The organism is Pseudocnuella soli, from assembly GCF_004347775.1.
Lineage (GTDB): Bacteria > Bacteroidota > Bacteroidia > Chitinophagales > Chitinophagaceae > Flavisolibacter > Flavisolibacter aquaticus.
Genome location: NZ_CP037755.1, coordinates 3,636,227 through 3,653,838, shown reverse-complemented (window position 1 = coordinate 3,653,838; position 17,612 = coordinate 3,636,227). Strand labels below are relative to the sequence as shown.

Genomic DNA, 17,612 nt, shown 5'->3' with positions numbered 1-17,612 from the left:
GCGCCTGCAACCCGTTTCAACAATTTTATTTCGCCCTTTATATTACAAGTTAGCGGTGGCTTAAGCTGCTTTCCCTTGGATTTTCGGGGTCCACGTCGCGGTCGTTGTTTTTCAAAGGCTGTTCCTGCTCCTGCAGCCGGTTTCGGTCCTGCATCGAGCCTCTCCTGTTTTCCTCGTCCTCGTTCCTCGAATGCATGCGGGCATTTTGCTGCTCTATAGGCCATCGTTGATCTTTGCGTTCCATAAGTTTTTTATAAATGCCGGGCATAAATAAGGCCATACTCTGCATGGCGCTAAAGTTTTAATGTGGCTTGCCTTAATTGGGTTCTGTGGAGGGTGCTAATTGCGTTTGGCACCATATTTTAACCGGATTTGAAAACTGCAATTATGGACAACAAGGATAATTATGTAGACCCGGATTATAATGAAGGTGCCCCCGATTCATCGGGCAGCATTGTCTCTTCATACGTGGTGGAGGAAAAAGACACCTTGCCGGATATTGCCAAGAAGTTTGGATTGAGCATCGATGAATTGCTGGAAGCCAATAAGGAAAATGCGGGTTTCTCCAGCGATAAACTGGCAAGCGGCACCAAGCTGCTCATCCCAAGCAAAAAGCATTAATTCAACAAAGCTCGGAGGAAATGCCATAAAAAAAGCTGTGCACACCGCACAGCTTTTTTCATGTCTTGTGCTTAGCATTAAAATGCCTGCACCACGTTATATAAGGTATCCCGCTCAATGGGCTGGCGGCCCACTTGCCGGATCAGGGTTACAATTTCTTCCGTAGACATGGCCGGCGTTTGCTCTTCCGAACCCGCCATTGAGTAGATTTTAGTGGTATCATCAATGGTGCCGTCAATGTCGTTTACGCCAAACGCCAGCGTTAGCTGCGCATTTTTACGTCCCAGCATTGGCCAGTAAGCTTTCAGGTGCGGAAAGTTGTCCATGTACAGCCGCGCAATGGCGTACAGCCGCAGGTCCTCAATCACGCTTGCCTCCGGCACATGGCTCATGTCGTTATCGCCGTTGCGGAACTTAAGCGGGATAAAGGTATTGAAGCCACGGGTTTTATCCTGCAGGTCGCGCAGGCGGCGCATATGGTCTACACGGTGGCTGTAATTTTCAACGTGGCCATACAGCATGGTGGCGTTGGAATGCATACCCAACCGGTGCGCTGTTTCGTGGATGTACAGCCAACCGTCGGCGTTTACCTTATCAGCGCAAATTTGCTGGCGTACGCCTTCGTCAAAAATTTCGGCGCCGCCGCCGGGCAGTGATTGCAGACCGGCTTCCTGCAAAATGCGCATGCCTTCTTCGATGCTCACTTTTGCCTTGCGGAACATATAATCCAGTTCCACTGCGGTAAAGCCCTTGATGTGCAGGTCGGGCCGGTGCGCCCTGATCTTTTGAATGAGCTCTACAAAAAAGTAGAGGTTCATTTTGGGGTGTACGCCGCCAACAATGTGCACCTCGGTTTCGGGCTTGCCGTCATATTTTTTTACAATATTCAGCATATCGTCGATGCTCAGTTCCCAGCCTTCTTCACGCTTTGCATACAGCCTAGAGTAAGAGCAAAAATGGCAGGAAAAAACGCATACGTTGGTGGGCTCGATATGAAAATTGCGGTTGAAATAAGTTTTGTGCCCGTGCAGCCGTTCGCGGACAGCATTGGCCAGGGCGCCTACAAAACCCAGCGACCCTTTTTCAAAAAGCGTCAGGGCATCGGCGTCGGTAAGGCGCTCTTCGCGCAGCACTTTTTCGCCAATGGCTTTCAGGTCGGCCGGTTGGCTGTTTATTATAGATTGCAGGTCGGCTGCAGACTGGGTAGTATCAGGAATTTGGGGGGCAACGCCGGTCATAATCTCTGGATTTTCTTGAAAAATTTGCCGCGGCAAAGTTAGGCGAAAACAGCCGAGTAGGCCCTGTACTTAACAAATGATAAAGGTCATGAGTTGAACCGGTGGTTTGTGGGATTGCAAATGATGAATATAATGAGGGCTTGAAAAAGGAGTGTTGCTCTATACAGTAGATAATCAGCAATCAATAATTATTCATTATTAGATTCTTGGTTACACGGTTGGTCCGTCGAAGGAAATCAAAATCTTTAAAATCCTTACTAATCCCACACATCACCGGTTTCCCGTAAATTGCCGCGACATTTTTGCTTGATTGTACCCCTTACAGCCATGCGGCCGCTACAAAAAATAAAGCCCAAATGAATATCAAGTCTCGTTTGACCGTGATGAGTTTTTTCCAGTTTTTTGTCTGGGGCGCCTGGCTGATCACTATTGGAACGTATTGCTTTAACGCCAAAGGCTGGACCGGTGCGCAATTTGGTGCCATTTTCTCCACCATGGCACTGGCTTCCTTGTTTATGCCGGCCCTCACGGGCATCCTGGCCGATAAATTTGTCAATGCCGAAAAGCTTTATGGCATCCTGCATATCCTTTATGGCGTGGTGCTGTTTTATGTGCCACAGGTGAATGATCCGGACACGTTGTACTATGTCATTTTTGCGGCCATGATCTGCTACATGCCCACCATTTCGCTGTCCAATTCCATTGCATACACCATTCTGCAACGCGATGGATTTGACGTGGTAAAAGTGTTTCCGCCGATTCGGGTTTGGGGCACCATTGGCTTTATTGCGGCCATGTGGACCACCAACCTGTCGGGCAGCAAGGCCAACGCCAACCAATTCCTGATTGCCGCTGTTGCCGCCATTGCGCTGGGACTTTTTTCGTTTACCCTGCCCAAATGCCCGCCGCAACGCACCATTGCCAAAGGCGCCGGGCTAGTGGAGCAGTTGGGGTTAAAAGCTTTCTCGCTTTTTGGCCAATATAAAATGGCCTTGTTTTTCCTGTTTTCGATGTTGCTGGGTGCAGCGCTGCAACTCACCAATATGTACGGCGATACGTTTTTGGATGATTTTAAAAACAACCCGTTGTACGGCCCCGAATCTTTTGTGGTAAAATACTCCACCATCATCATGTCCATTTCGCAGATATCGGAAACCCTGTTTATCCTCACCATCCCGTTTTTCCTGAAGCGGTTTGGGATCAAAAACGTAATGCTGTTTTCAATGTTGGCCTGGGTGCTGCGCTTTGGTCTTTTTGCCTACGGCGATCCGGCCGGCGGCCTGTGGATGATCATTCTTTCCTGCATTGTGTACGGAATGGCCTTCGACTTTTTTAATATCTCGGGGTCACTGTTTGTGGAAACAGAAACCAGCCCGGCCATCCGTTCCAGCGCACAGGGCATTTTTATGATGATGACCAATGGCGTGGGCGCATTTTTAGGCAGTAAAATCAGCGGCACTTTAATCGATCAATATTATACCAACGCAGACGGCGGAAAAGACTGGCACAGCATCTGGCTGGCGTTTGCCGCATATTCCCTGATTGTGGCGCTGCTGTTTTTGGTGCTGTTCCGGCACCGGCACAGCGCCAGCGCGAAAGAAGTGGCCAGCATCGCACATTAAAGAAATAAAAAAGCCCCGGGAGTACCGGGGCTTTTTTTTAAGATGCCATCGCTTGAAGAGATGGCATCTTGACTAAATATGTGCTTCGATCTTTTTTACAAAGTTCGACTTGGGCTGAGCGCCTACCAGCTTATCCACCACTTCGCCGTTTTTTATAAACAGGATTGCGGGGATAGAAGTGATGCCGTAGTTCATGCTCACCTGTGGGTTCTCGTCCACGTTTACTTTGCCAATGTTTACTTTGCCATCGTATTCTTTGGAAAGCTCGTCAATAACGGGCCCGATTGCGCGGCAAGGTCCGCACCATTCCGCCCAAAAGTCTACAACAGTCAATTTATCGGAACTCAGAACGTCGCTTTGAAAATTTGCGTCGGTAAATGCTTGTGCCATGATTCAGAATTTAAGTTTCAATCAGAATATCTGCATTGGGGAAACAAATTTAAAGCCTAATCCTATTCCCTGCACCATTGTCAGATATTGAAAGTTTTTGATGACAAATAGAAAAGTTTGATAAGGTAAAAAGGCAGAAAATGGAATATACGTTAAACAACATCCGAAGCGGTAGAATGCTTTTTACCTTATCAATTTTGCTATTGTTTTGTTTACGCTGTTTCTACCCGAACGCCAATTTCCGGCGCTGTTTCCAAAAACTGGATAAAATCATAGTTCATTTCCAGCCCGCCACCAATTGTCGACAGGTTTACCCGCAGGTTTTCGCGGCCCTCCACCAGCGAAATTTTCAGGCCGGTATTGCCGGGATGTTGTTTCATTTGGTCGTCTAAGAACTCGAGGGTTTGCGGCTGCAGGTGGCGTGCTTCCAGCTCCAGGTGCACCTGTTTGGTCAGCGCTTTTTTGATGTTTTCGGCCAGCATTACCGAGCTTACCTTAAACTCAAACTCACCAGGTTTATAGCGGGTTTTAAAAGCGCCGGTAATGAGCAGCGTGCTGCCCAGTTCAAGGTAAGCCTGGTGTTTGATAAAATCATCGCCAAACAACACCAGTTCCGTTTTGCCCGTATAATCTTCCAGCACATACGAACCGAACTTGTTGCCCTGCCGCGAAATGCGGTGCTGCGCCGAAGTAACCAGGCACAAAATGCGGTAGGTGCGGCCCATGGCCATCATTTGCTGGTTGTCTTTGATTTCGTTGAAATCGGCCACGGTGGTAAAGCCATAATGGCGGTATTCAAAACGGTAGTGGTCCAGCGGGTGGCCGCTCAGGTAAATACCGGCCACTTCTTTCTCTTTTTCCAGTTGCTCCGTCAGCGACCATGGTTCGCAGGGTGGAATTACCGGCGGCTTAATGTCCATCTCCGACGACATATCACCAAACAGCGTATTGGCCGCCGAGTTAGCTTCCGACTGCACCTGGTTGCCATATTTTACCAACTTTTCCAGCCCGTTGATTTGTTCCCCCTGCGGCACGCAGAAATACTGGGCACGATGCAGTGAAAACTGGTCGAATGCGCCTGCGTAGATCAGGTTCTCCAGCGTTTTTTTATTGGCGGTGCGTTGGTTGATGCGTTTGATAAAATCGTATGGGTCTTTGAACGGCCCGCCCGCCTTGCGCTCTGCAATAATGCTTTCCACAGCGGCTTCGCCCACACCTTTCAGTCCGCCCAGACCAAAACGGATTTCACCCTTGCTGTTTACCGCAAAGCCTTGTTGCGATTCGTTGATGTCGGGACCAAGTACTTTGATGCCCATGCGCTTACATTCTTCCATAAAGAAGGTGAGCTTTTCAATGGCGTTGGCGTTGTTGAGCACCGCGGCCATGTATTCGGCAGGGTAGTGGGCCTTCAAATAAGCCGTTTGATACGCCACAAACGCGTAGCAGGTAGAGTGCGATTTGTTGAACGCATATTGGGCAAATGCCTCCCAGTCGGTCCAAACTTTTTCCAGCGTTTTTGGCTCGTGGCCTTTGGCAACCGCGCCGTCGATGAATTTGCTTTTCATCTTGTCCAGCGTTTTCCGGTCTTTTTTACCCATGGCCTTGCGCAGTACGTCGGCATCGCCTTTGGAGAATCCGCCGATCTTTTGCGCCAGCAACATCACCTGTTCCTGGTACACCGTAATACCATATGTTTCCTCCAGGTATTCGGCCATTTCCTCGAGGTCGTATTTCACTTCCTCGCGGCCATGCTTACGGTCAACGTATTGGGGGATGTACGCCATAGGACCGGGGCGGTACAGGGCGTTCATGGCAATAAGGTCGGCAAATTGGTCAGGCTTTAGTTCCTTCAGGTACTTCTGCATGCCCGGGCTTTCGAACTGGAACGTGGCAATGGTTTCGCCTTTTTGATACAGCGCATATGTCGCTTCATCGTCCAGCGGAACATCGTCGATCACAATATCAACACCGTGATTGGCCTTGATCATTTCCAGCGCATTCTTAATGATGGTAAGGGTTTTTAACCCCAGAAAGTCCATCTTGATTACGCCGGCATCTTCAATGATCTTGCCCTCGATCTGCGTTACCAAAAGATCTGAATCCTTGGCCGTACACACCGGGATAATGTTCAAAAGACTGTCCGGCGCAATGATGATGCCCGCGGCGTGAATGCCCGTGTTGCGCACAGATCCTTCCAGCCTTTCCGCTTCGTGCAGCACCTGCGCCCTGATGTCGTTGCCATTGTAGATAGCACGGAGTTGCTTTACGTTTTCAATATCATCGGAGCCATAGCCTTCTTTTTCTTCCAGCGATTTTTCGCCTTCTTTTGCGGTAAGTGGCGCATGCAGCACACGGCCCAATTCGGTACCCGGTTTATCAGGTACCAACTTGGCCAACATGTTCGATTCAACCAGTGGCAGGTCCAGCACACGGGCCACGTCCTTGATACTCATTTTCGCGGCCATCGTACCGTAGGTAACAATCTGGGCTACCTGGTTTTTACCGTATTTCTGCACCACATAATCGATCACCTTTTGCCGGCCTTCATCATCGAAGTCCGTATCAATATCCGGCATCGACTTACGATCGGGGTTCAGGAAACGTTCGAACAGCAGGTCGTATTTAATGGGGTCAATGTTGGTGATGCCTATGCAATACGCCACCGCCGAACCAGCCGCCGAACCACGGCCGGGGCCAACAAACACACCCAGATCGCGGCCTGCTTTAATGAAGTCTGATACAATTAAGAAGTATCCCGCGAAGCCCATTGTTTTAATGGTGTGCAACTCAAAGTCGAGGCGCTCCTGCGTTTTTGCATCGATGCTGCCATAACGGGCATGCGCACCCTCAAATGTGAGGTGCCGCAAAAATTCCCATTGGTTTAAATTGCTGTCGCCATGTACCTGGAATTCTTTTGGAATAGGGAAGGCGGGGAGGAGAATGTCTTTTTTCAAATTCAGCAACTCAACCCGGTCCACGATCATGTTGGTATTGTCGATGGCCTCCGGGATATCGCTGAACAACTTTTTCATTTCATCAACGCCCTTGAAATAAAACTGGTCGTTGGGAAATTTAAAGCGGCGGTTTTTACTGCCTGCATCATCGTTTACAAAATCATCAAAACCCGGTGTGCTCTGTTTTTCGCCGGTGTTGATGCAGAGCAAAATATCGTGGGCATTGTAATCGTCGCGATCAGTGTAATGGCTGTCGTTAGTGGCAATAACGGGCACGCCATATTTTTTAGAAAACTTCAGCAGCACCTGGTTGATGGTTTCCTGCTCCTGCATATTGTGGCGCTGCAGTTCGATAAAATAGTCTTCGCCAAACATATCGAACCACCACTTGAATTCTTTTTCTGCAGCCTCTTCGCCATGGTGCAGAATGGTTTGCGGAACATAAGCACCAATGCAGCAAGTGGTGGCAATCAAACCTTCGCTATATTGTTCGATCAGACCTTTGTCAATCCGCGGGTACTTGCTATACATGCCTTCGAGGTAACCCAGCGATGTAAGCTTGATCAGGTTTTGATAACCCACTGCATTTTTTGCCAGCAATACCTGGTGATAACGATTGTCTTTTTGTTCTTTTGAAAATGTTTTGCGGGTACGGTCTTCCACCACGTAAAACTCGCAGCCCACGACGGGTTTTACTTTTACCGAACCATCATCATTCTTATGTTTATATGCTTCCGATACAAATTCAAAAGCACCGAACATATTACCGTGATCCGTAATCGCAATTGCGGGCATGTTCTCCTTGATGGCCTTTTTATACAGCGCCTGTATGTTGGCTGCACCATCCAAAAGTGAGAACTGTGTATGTACATGTAAATGTGAATATTTCATAGTTGAAAACCCTTAGGCCTCAATTATTTTGGCCTTGAACAGGAACGATTGCGCAATATAAATGCAATTGCGGGCAATACGATGTGGATAAAAAACGTTGATAGCTTTCCCCAACTTGAGGGAATAAATACATATTTTCGTCACTAGTCACTCATCCAAAAAAAAGCCACATGGTAAAAACCCTGCTGCTTTCCACCTTCTTTGTAGGTGGGATAGCTTCGTTCAACCCTGTTCTGGCCCAAAAATCCAAAGGTCCTAATAGCGGAGCAAAAACCGAAGTTAAATTCCTGGAAGACATCCAGTTAGAAATTGCGCCAACCACCGTTTCCCTGGTGGAGCCCGCCACCAAGCCTCCGACCACATTTGCTTTTAGCAAAGCCGCTGCACCAGCATTGGATATTGAAAAGGCCACTGAATTACAATTGAAATTTTCCATTCTGCTCGATACAGAAGTAGAAGAAATTGCAATCAATCACCTGTATCAAAACATTGATGAATGGTGGGGCACCCGTTATCAATACGGCGGCAGCACCAAAAACGGTATTGATTGTTCTGCGTTCATGCAAGTGTTGTACACCTGTCATTTTGGAACACAGTTGCCCCGCACGGCACGGGAACAGTTTGAAACCACAACCCGCATCAACCGCGAAGAATTAAAAGAAGGCGATCTTGTTTTCTTCAATACACGTGGTGGCGTTTCGCATGTGGGTGTTTACTTACAAAACAACAAGTTTGCACATGCGGCAACATCGGGTGGGGTAATGATCTCCGACTTGGATGAAACTTATTGGGCAAAAAGATATTTAGGTGCCGGCCGCATGGCAAAGGTTGAAGAAACCAACAGCATTGCATTGGCGGGCAAGCCTTAAGTTATTGTTGATCAATTTTAAAAAAAGCAGATGTTGACATCTGCTTTTTTATTTGCCCATATGATAATGACATTAGCTGGGATGAAAAAGGGGTGTGGATAAATCCATATGCACCTTAGCATGCATGTAAAAGCTCGGTGCCTTTTTATTTTTATTTCCGGGTCAATCTTTTTCGAACCGTCTGAATTACCGGCTCCAAATCAGGAGTCAGTTTTAATGCAATAGTGCCTGCTGCAAATAATATAATAAAGACCGTACTGCGTAGAAATAGCGCGGCCAAACCCAACTGGTCCCTGAACAAAAAGTACGGAACTACAAAGCATACTGCGGCCAGCAGCAGTGTAATAACAGTGGCGCGGTTAAACGGCTGCATGCCGTGCCTGCGATACAAAAAAGTATAGCGCACCGTGTTGTACACGGTAAAAGAAATAAGGTTGGCAATGGCCGGTCCTTCCACACCTAACGAACGGGTAAGGATAAACGACAGCGGGAACATCAGGCCCAAAAGTATCATCCCCGAAAAAAAATCAAAACGCCACATAGTAGACGTAGCAATGATCTGCCCGTTTACACCGGTGCCCATGTCAATGACTTTCGCAAGGCCTAAGAAAAAGAAGGCCGTTTTAGCACTGAGGTATTCCTGTTTTAAATTAAACGTAAGGACACCGTCTTCGAAGTTGAGCCAGATGAGCGAAAACATGGCCGTTGAAAACAGGAGCATATTGATGGAAGACCGTTGGTAAATGCGTTGTATGCGTTCGAGGTCTTTATCTTTCCACGATTGCGACAGCGGCCCGATGGTGGCAGAGACCATAGCCCGCTGCGGCGCTTGTATGAGCGATGAAATATTTTGCGCCAGCGAAAAAATACCCGCAGCCGCCAGGCCATTGGGTAATACCGCGGTAATGATGATGGTGTCGAACGAACCTGCAAAATTAAAGATCAACCCACCCGACCAAACAAAAGTGCACAACAGCATTATTTTCTTTTTAAACCTGCGCGATACATTGCTGATAGAAAAAACAAAGGACACTCTTTTGGTAGCCAACAGCCAGGCCAGCAAGCCCAATGCAATGAGCAAATACGAAAAGGAGTAAATGGGCACAAAGCCTTTGAAAGAAAACAGCAAGGCAACTGTGCTGGCAATGATTAAAACGGTGGTGACTAACCGAAAAACAAACTCTTTTAAAAAGTTGGTAACTACCGGTAGTTTAAGATGCCAGCTATAAGCTTCTAAGATGTTGAAGACCGTAATGCCATAACCAAACGGAAAGATCCAGTAGTAATAATGCTGCAGCAGTGGTGCATTATCAAAACGCTGCAGCACCACGTCTTTAAACAACACACCCAACAAAAGCACTACGCCGTAGCCGGCCGTGGCAATGAGCAGTGCCACGGTGAGCATCTCGTTTTTGTTTGGCGGCAGGCGGTCGTTGTAGTATGGAAAAAATTTAGAAATATATGCCGGCATGCCCAGCGTTGCAATGGATGCCAGTATATTGCCAAAGGCTACAAATGCTTGCACCAGCCCATATTCTTCGGTGCTAAAGCTGCCTTCCCTTGTAAAGAGAAAGGTGTTCACAAACCCCAGCACAAAGCCTAAGTAAACAACTATTGAAGAAAGAATACTTTGTCGGCGGATGGTGCTCATGTGGGGGCAAAAGTAGGGAAGGGGGCGAACATTGCGTTTTAGAAGAACAGCTGTAGAAAATTCAAAAGGCAAAAGTAAAAAGTCAAAAATGGACGAAGATTGTTTGACTTTTTACCCCAGTTTCTAATTATTTCATTTCCGTAGTTACATAAAAATCCGGTGCGGCGGCTATCTGGCTGCCAAATGTGCCTTTCACGGATTGCCAGTCCGTGGTGGGTTTCAGCCACTGGCCATTGGTTAGTTGTACGGCCATGTTGAAGGCGGGCACCACGTTGTTCCAGCGGTATTGCAGGTTGCTGCCAGCCTTCTTCAACTCCAGCACAGGAATTTTTGTGGTGCGCAAATACTGGTCAAACACTTTGGAAAGATCGATGCCGCTTTTTTGCGCCATGTACTGCTCCACTTGTTGCGTGGTAACGGTTTGGTGGTAAAAATCTTTGTTCAGCCCACGCAGTATATTGCGGAACAGCGTATCATTTTGCACCAACTGGCGGATGGTGTGCACCAGGTTGGCGCCTTTATAATACATATCTCCGCTGCCTTCCTGGTTTACGCCATAAGGCCCAATGATCGGCTGATCGTTTTGGATGCTGGCCCGCAGCCCACGCACATACTCGGAGGCAGCCTTTTTACCGTAAAAAAACTCGGTGAACAGGGTTTCGCTGTAATCGGTAAAACCTTCGTGTACCCACATATCAGCGATGTCTTTTGCGGTGATGTTGTTGCCAAACCATTCGTGCCCCGTTTCGTGTACAATAATATAATCCCACTTCAGCCCCCAGCCGCTGCCCGAAAGGTCTTTGCCGAGGTAACCGTTGGCAAACCGGTTGCCGTAGGCCACAGCACTTTGATGCTCCATGCCCAAGTGCGGCGCCTCTACCAGTTGGTAGCCGTCTTTATAAAAAGGATAAGGACCAAACCAATGCTCCAGTGCTTTCAGGGTTTGGTGCACCTGGCTGAACTGCGTTTTGGCTTTGCTTTGGTTGTAATCCAGCACCCAATATGTGCAATTGAGCAGGCCGGCTTCGCCGGTGTAGGTGTCGGCCCAGTTTACGTATTTTCCAATATAGGGCACCAGGTTGTAGTTATTGATCGGGCTTTGCACCCCCCATTTATAAGTGGTGTAAGATCCGCTTTTTTCTTTACCTAAAAAACGGCCGTTGGCTACAGCCACCAGCGTATCGGGCACGGTGATGTTCATAAAAGCGCTGTCCGGTTCGTCGCCCTGGTAATCTTTGCAAGGATACCACGCCGAAGCGCCCAATCCTTGCACGGCCACGCTCATCCACGGGCGGCCCAACTGGTCTTTGCTCCAGATCCAGCCACCATCCCAGGGCGGCGTCAGTGCCGGGCGGGGGGTGCCTTCAAACTGCAGCAACAGTTTTTGTACCGAGCCAACCGGCGGCGCTTCTGGCCAGCGGATATAATAAACATTGCCTTCCTGCTCTACGGCCAGCGGCATTTCGTTCCACACGGCGGTGGTGAGCTGCATGGGTTGCTGCAGGTCTATTTGCATGCGGGTGCCCCGCGACAATACCTTAAACTGCAATTCGTTTGAACCCGAAATAGTGCGGCCTGCATAATCGGGCATTACCGAAATGGTATAACTCGTCGCATCCCACCAGGCCCGTTCCGGCGTTACGGAGCCGCGCAGGGTATCCTGCCGGGTAAATACTTTTTTTTGTTGCAGCGGCTGGGCACAGGCAGTAGTAGCGCCCAGCAAAAAACAGAACTGGAAAAGATGCAGCAATTTTTTCATGGAGAAACAAATAAGGGCGCCGGTACAGGTGCAGCCGCATGTAGCGGATGCCCGGCAATTGTTCGCTAATTTAGACCCTTGTACCAATATGCGCTTTACTACTCTGCAATATTTAGCTTTTTATCTGTTGCTTTCCGTATTGCTGGCTTCCTGCTATTCGGGCCAGCGGGATGCGGATGGCTATTTTTTATACAACGATGCTTCGGGCATACAGTCGCTGGATCCGGCTTTTGCCAAAAACCAGTCGGTAATGTGGCCGGTGCACCAGTTGTACAACACTTTGGTGGAACCGGACAGCGCCCTGCAAATGGCGCCATCGCTGGCAAAGCATTGGGAAATTTCTGACGACCGAAAGACCTATACTTTTTACCTGCGCAACGATGTGTTTTTTCACGACGACGCTTGTTTTACCGGAGGCAAGGGCCGCCGCCTGACGGCCCATGATGTGGTGTACAGTTTCCAGCGGCTGCGCAACCCGGCCACGGCATCGCCGGGGGCTTGGGTGTTTAATGAACGGGTGGCCGAAAACGAGCCTTTTGTGGCATTAAGCGACACAGTGTTTCAGCTTCGGCTGGCCCGGCCGTACCAGCCGATACTCGGTATTCTATCCATGCAATACTGCTCCATTGTCACCAAAGAAGCGGTTGAAAAATATGGCGCTGCGTTCCGGCGGCACCCGGTGGGCACGGGGCCCTTTCAATTTGTGGTGTGGGAAGAAGGGCAGGCCCTGATCCTAAAAAAGAACCCGGGTTACTGGGAACGGGATGCGGCGGGCAACCGGCTGCCGTACCTGGCGGGCATTAAAGTAAGTTTTGCCGACAGCAAGGCAACCGAGTTTTTGTTGTTCCGCCAGAGAAAACTACATTTTATCAACGACCTCGATCCTTCGTTTAAAGACGAAGTGCTCACCAAACGCGGCGTGCTGCGCCGGGAGTGGCAGGGAAAAGTGCAGCTCAATACGCATCCATACCTCGCGATTGAATACCTCGGCTTTTTGATGGACCCGCAAAACGAGTTGGTGCAACAGTCGCCAACCCAATTGAAAGCCCTGCGGCAAGCCATCAACTACGGCTTTGACCGGGAAAAAATGATCCTGTATCTCCGCAACTCATTGGGAACACCTGCGCAAAGCGGTTTTGTGCCGGCGGGCCTGCCTTCGTTCGATTCTACAGCGGTTCCGGGCTACCGTTATAATCCAGCAAAAGCGCGGCAGTTGCTGCAGGGTGCGGGTTTTGGCGGGGCTAAGAAACCGCCGCGGCTGCGCCTGCTCACCATCCCGGTTTATGCCGACATGGGCGATTATATTTCCCGCCAGTTGCAGGAAGTTGGGCTGGAAATCCAGGTGGAAGTGGTGCAAAAATCGCTGCTGCTGGAGCTGACCTCGAGCAGCCGGGCCCTTTTTTTCCGCGGCAGCTGGATTGCCGATTACCCCGACGCGGAAAATTATCTTTCTGTGTTTTACTCCAAAAATCCGGCACCGCCCAATTATACCCGCTATCAAAACCCGCGGTTTGATGCATTATTAGAAAAGGCCCTTTCCGAAACGAATGATTCGGCCCGATACGACCTGTACCGCCAGGCAGATGCGCTGGTGATGGAAGATGCGCCGGTGGTACCGCTTTGGTACGATAAGGTAATTCACCTCGTGCAGCCCGGCGTGGAGGGCTTTCAGCCCAATGCGCTGAACTTACTGGAGTTGCGGCGGACGAAGGTGCGATAGATGAAGTCAAAAGGCAAAAGTAAAAAGTCGAAAAGGGTTACTGCTTCAATTTCATTTACCCTTCAACTGTTTGGTTCGTCTTTTTTCTTTTGCAAAATAAAAAGATTGCAGAAGCGCAGTGTCTGTCATGCCGAACTTGTTTCGGCATCTCCTTACACCAAGAGGCTTTTTGCAAAAAAGAACTGGCGCCTTTCTTAAATACAAAAACTTTCAAGTCGAAGGGGATGCCGAAACAAGTTCGGCATGACAGACTCCGCAAAAGCTGGTGTCATTGCCTGCTCGCCTGTTTAAAACATCATTTTCCAATAAAACAAACGGCACAGGTTTTACCTGTGCCGCCATTCTTTTTGTTTGTGTTGCGTTGAAGCTTTTTCCCAAACGCCAGTTTTTTCCCCCTTGCCGCCGATCTGCTACCGCTTATTCTTCGTCCTCTTCGTTGTACACATCTTCGTTACTACTGTTGTAGTGCTTTTCCCAGGCTTCCACTGCGGCATCGCTCAGGCATTCGATAATATCAAATATCGAATCGCTTTTGCGCTTCCAGCAGGTCGAGATCTGGTCGTCGTAGAAAAACACGTACATGCAGTGATCCGACTCCATCATCACCTTGATCAGCGAAACGGGCTGGTCCTGAGCTTCCTGTACCAGGTAATAACAACCGGCTTCCAACAATCCATACGAATACATACACTTCCTCCTTTTGGTGGTTAGGTTAACTGTTACTTTTTGGGTTAGTAAGTAAACAGAACTTAACGGGCCAGCCAGTTATTTTCCGGTGCGGCCACTTGCTATTGCGTCCGCCGGGGCCAAAATTAGGGTCTTTTAATTTGGCAGCGCCGGTTTAGCCCGCAATAAATGTTTGTAGAAATTATTTTAATTGACGATCAGTGTTTTATAAAACAATAAATTCGGTCAATAGCCCAAATATATAGCTAAAAATATTAGCAAAAGTCGCCGGTTTTTTCCTTATATTTGCCCGCTTATTTGCCAGTCCAGCACAGCCGTGCCGGGCATCATTCAAGTGCTGCAAAAAGGCAAAAAACCATTTTAGGCAACCATTCTCCTATGGCAGAAACAAAAAGAATTGTAGGCGATTATACCGAAGACAGTATCCGCAGCCTCGACTGGAAAGAGCACATCAGGCTCCGCCCGGGCATGTACATCGGCAAGTTGGGCGACGGCTCCTCGGCCGACGACGGCATTTATGTGCTGGTAAAAGAAGTGCTCGACAACTGTATCGACGAATACACGATGGGCTACGGCAAAACCATCGAAATTTCCATCAAGGACAAGACCGTTACCATTCGCGATTACGGCCGGGGTATTCCGCTGGGCAAAGTGGTGGACGTGGTTTCGAAGATCAATACCGGCGCCAAGTACGACAGCAAGGTGTTTCAGAAAAGCGTAGGCCTCAACGGTGTGGGTACGAAGGCCGTAAACGCCCTGAGCCAATATTTTAAAGTGGCGTCGCACCGCGATGGCAAGGTAAAGGAAGCCGAATTTCAGCAGGGCGTGCTGGTAAAAGAATACAAGGAAGGGGGCACCAGCGGCGCCAATGGTACGTTGGTTACATTTATCCCCGACGATTCCATCTTCAAGAATTTTCATTTTATCCCCGAATACCTCGAGAAGCAGATCTGGAACTACTGCTTTCTCAACGCGGGGTTGCGCATAGTGTTCAACGGCAAGTCGTACATGTCCAAAAATGGGCTGCTCGACCTGCTAACCCGCGAAACTAATGCCGACACCGATCCCGATGGCATTCGCTATCCCATCATTCACCTGAAAGGCGAAGACATTGAAGTGGCCATTACACACAACAACGATTATGGCGAAGATTATCATTCGTTTGTAAACGGCCAGCACACCACGCAGGGCGGCACCCACCAGGCTGCGTTCCGCGAGGCTTATGTAAAAGTGATCCGCGAGTTCTTCAAAAAAGATTACGATGCAGCCGATGTGCGCCAAGGTATTGCCGCGGCCGTTTCAGTGCGGGTAGTGGAGCCGGTGTTTGAATCGCAAACAAAAACAAAACTGGGGTCACAAAACGTGGATGAAGGCGGTCCATCAATGCGCCAGTTTATCCTTGATTTTTTGCAGCGCAACCTCGATAACTTTTTACATAAAAACCCGTCCGTGGCCGATGCGCTGAAACGCAAGATCGAGCAAAGCGAACGGGAACGCAAGGAACTGGCTGGTATTAAAAAGCTGGCCAACGAACGGGCTAAAAAAGCAAACCTGCACAATAAAAAGCTGCGCGACTGCCGCATTCACCTCAACGATGAACCGCCGGTAAAAGGCAAGCAGGAGTTTTATGCCAAACAGCAGGAAACCACCATCTTTATTACGGAAGGTGACTCGGCTTCAGGATCTATTACCAAGGCCCGCGAAGTGGCTACACAGGCGGTTTTTTCATTGCGCGGCAAGCCGCTCAACTGCTTTGGCATGACCAAAAAAGTGGTGTATGAAAACGAGGAGCTGAACCTGCTGCAACATGCGCTGAACATTGAAGAAGGCATGGATGGACTGCGGTTTAACCGCATTGTTATTGCCACCGATGCCGATGTAGATGGCATGCACATTCGCCTGCTGGTAATGACGTTTTTCCTGCAATTCTTCCCCGACTTGGTAAAAGGCAACCACGTATTTATTTTGGAAACGCCGCTGTTCCGGGTACGGAATAAGCAGCAAACCATTTACTGTTATTCCGAACAGGAAAAACAGGCTGCGATGAAAAAGCTGGGCGCCAAGCCCGAGATCACCCGCTTTAAAGGACTGGGTGAAATTTCGCCGGATGAGTTCGGTCGTTTTATTGGCGAGGAAATGCGCCTGCAGCCCGTGATCCTCGATCATGGCGATCATATTCAGCACTTGCTGGAATATTATATGGGCAAAAACTCGCAGGACCGCCAGGAGTTTATCATCAACAACCTGCGTGTGGAGCTGGATACGGTGGAGGAAGTGGCAGGATAAGATTTCATATAAAAGGCCAATAAAAAGGCAATGAGCAAAGAATCGAAAAAAGCGACAGCGCAGGCGCCAGTGCCGCAGGAGGTCTTGCACCTTGTTTTCCAGGAGGCCGACATTGCCGTGCTGCAATCGGCTGCTGAACTGGACGAAACATTGAAAGGTGAGATCATCATCATTCGCGATGATTTTGCCGTAGGCCCACTTTACAAACTTGATGAAGCCGAAGGTTGGCAGGCACGCAAAGAGTGGTGGAAAGAACAGTTGCTGCGGTCGCCGTACGGCGACACGACCGATATGGTGAACGACCGCATGACGGTGCACAACCTGAAAAAAGCACTGGATGAAAACGAGCAATTGGTGTTGTGGATGTGGATGGGCCAAAACAGCCATGATGTATGCGGATACTATTGGCTGATTGGCCAGCTGAAAGAATATGGGGGTAGGGTGTATGTGCTGTACATGAACAACCTGCCGTTCATTAATGAAAAGGGCGGCATTTTTTATCCTACGGCCATTCATGAAATACCAGCAAAGGAATTTCGCAAGGCAAAAAAACTGGCCCGCACCGTTACGCCCAGCGAGTTTGAAGTAGACCCCGATGAATGGAAGCGCCTATCGGAGGAGAACGGCTCCGTACGCATTTTGGAAGGCGGTAAAAAGATCGCTACCAAGGGCGATGATTTTTACGATGCGCCGCTGCTGCAGGCCATTTCGGCCGACTGGCAGAAGATCCCGAAAGTGCTGTTCAATGCGTTGGGTAAAATGAAGATCAAGACCGGCGATGTGTTCCTGAACGGCCGTCTGAAAGCGCTGGCCGATGAAGGAAAACTGGAACTGCAAGGCGACTTTACAAAAGGCTGGAAAGATTGCGGCGTAAAGCTGGCCGGTGTGCCGGCTGCTGCACCTGCAACCGAACCGGCCGTTTAA

General features: G+C 49.0%; 13 protein-coding genes. 6 read left to right on the top strand and 7 right to left on the bottom strand.

Going from position 1 to position 17,612, the window contains the following annotated elements; all coding sequences use genetic code 11:
• Window positions 1–49: 49 nt before the first annotated feature.
• Window positions 50–244, bottom strand: coding sequence for a hypothetical protein (locus tag EPD17_RS15015; RefSeq protein WP_132055435.1), 195 nt, complete (start codon window positions 242–244; stop codon window positions 50–52).
• A gap of 143 nt (window positions 245–387) precedes the next feature.
• Here EPD17_RS15015 and EPD17_RS15010 point away from each other — a divergent pair, with 143 nt between their 5' ends.
• On the top strand, window positions 388–621 hold the full coding sequence (locus EPD17_RS15010) for a LysM peptidoglycan-binding domain-containing protein (protein WP_132055434.1): 234 nt from the start codon (window positions 388–390) through the stop codon (window positions 619–621).
• 77 nt (window positions 622–698) lie between these two features.
• On the opposite strand, the gene mqnE is transcribed toward EPD17_RS15010, so the two are convergent.
• Entirely contained in the window at window positions 699–1,859 is a 1,161-nt protein-coding gene (gene mqnE / locus EPD17_RS15005) for an aminofutalosine synthase MqnE (protein WP_132055433.1), read from the bottom strand.
• Window positions 1,860–2,215: 356 nt separating this feature from the next.
• Between mqnE and EPD17_RS15000 the strand changes: the two genes are divergently transcribed.
• Window positions 2,216–3,481, top strand: a complete 1,266-nt coding sequence (locus EPD17_RS15000) for a nucleoside permease (protein ID WP_114236136.1) — start codon at window positions 2,216–2,218, stop codon at window positions 3,479–3,481.
• 72 nt (window positions 3,482–3,553) lie between these two features.
• On the opposite strand, the gene trxA is transcribed toward EPD17_RS15000, so the two are convergent.
• Entirely contained in the window at window positions 3,554–3,871 is a 318-nt protein-coding gene (gene trxA / locus EPD17_RS14995) for a thioredoxin (RefSeq protein ID WP_114236135.1), read from the bottom strand.
• Between the two features lie 212 nt (window positions 3,872–4,083).
• Window positions 4,084–7,716: a DNA polymerase III subunit alpha gene (dnaE, locus tag EPD17_RS14990; protein WP_132055432.1), complete on the bottom strand. Its 3,633-nt coding sequence runs from the start codon at window positions 7,714–7,716 to the stop codon at window positions 4,084–4,086.
• Between the two features lie 170 nt (window positions 7,717–7,886).
• On the opposite strand from dnaE, the gene EPD17_RS14985 reads away from it, so the two are divergent.
• Window positions 7,887–8,585 (top strand): C40 family peptidase, encoded by a 699-nt coding sequence (locus tag EPD17_RS14985; RefSeq protein ID WP_132055431.1) that lies wholly within the window; start codon window positions 7,887–7,889, stop codon window positions 8,583–8,585.
• Between the two features lie 151 nt (window positions 8,586–8,736).
• Here EPD17_RS14985 and EPD17_RS14980 read toward each other — a convergent pair whose 3' ends face one another.
• Together EPD17_RS14980 and EPD17_RS14975 are read right to left on the bottom strand one after the other, a co-directional pair.
• Window positions 8,737–10,236 (bottom strand): lipopolysaccharide biosynthesis protein, encoded by a 1,500-nt coding sequence (locus EPD17_RS14980; protein WP_132055430.1) that lies wholly within the window; start codon window positions 10,234–10,236, stop codon window positions 8,737–8,739.
• A gap of 127 nt (window positions 10,237–10,363) precedes the next feature.
• Complete coding sequence (locus EPD17_RS14975; protein WP_132055429.1) at window positions 10,364–11,995, bottom strand: M1 family metallopeptidase; 1,632 nt, start codon at window positions 11,993–11,995, stop codon at window positions 10,364–10,366.
• Between EPD17_RS14975 and EPD17_RS14970 the strand changes: the two genes are divergently transcribed.
• The gene (locus tag EPD17_RS14970; RefSeq protein WP_240040637.1) at window positions 11,994–13,715 is read left to right on the top strand and encodes an ABC transporter substrate-binding protein; all 1,722 of its coding nucleotides are present in this window, start codon (window positions 11,994–11,996) and stop codon (window positions 13,713–13,715) included. The two genes, EPD17_RS14975 and EPD17_RS14970, sit on opposite strands and share 2 nt — an antisense overlap.
• A 417-nt stretch (window positions 13,716–14,132) precedes the next feature.
• Here the strand turns inward: EPD17_RS14970 and EPD17_RS14965 are convergent, their stop codons facing one another.
• The gene (locus tag EPD17_RS14965; protein ID WP_132055428.1) at window positions 14,133–14,402 is read right to left on the bottom strand and encodes a hypothetical protein; all 270 of its coding nucleotides are present in this window, start codon (window positions 14,400–14,402) and stop codon (window positions 14,133–14,135) included.
• Between the two features lie 378 nt (window positions 14,403–14,780).
• Between EPD17_RS14965 and EPD17_RS14960 the strand changes: the two genes are divergently transcribed.
• Together EPD17_RS14960 and EPD17_RS14955 are read left to right on the top strand one after the other, a co-directional pair.
• Window positions 14,781–16,688, top strand: a complete 1,908-nt coding sequence (locus EPD17_RS14960; RefSeq protein WP_132055427.1) for a DNA topoisomerase IV subunit B — start codon at window positions 14,781–14,783, stop codon at window positions 16,686–16,688.
• 30 nt (window positions 16,689–16,718) lie between these two features.
• Window positions 16,719–17,612 carry a DUF1835 domain-containing protein gene (locus EPD17_RS14955; protein WP_132055426.1) on the top strand — a complete coding sequence of 298 codons (894 nt, stop codon included), beginning with the start codon at window positions 16,719–16,721 and terminating at the stop codon, window positions 17,610–17,612.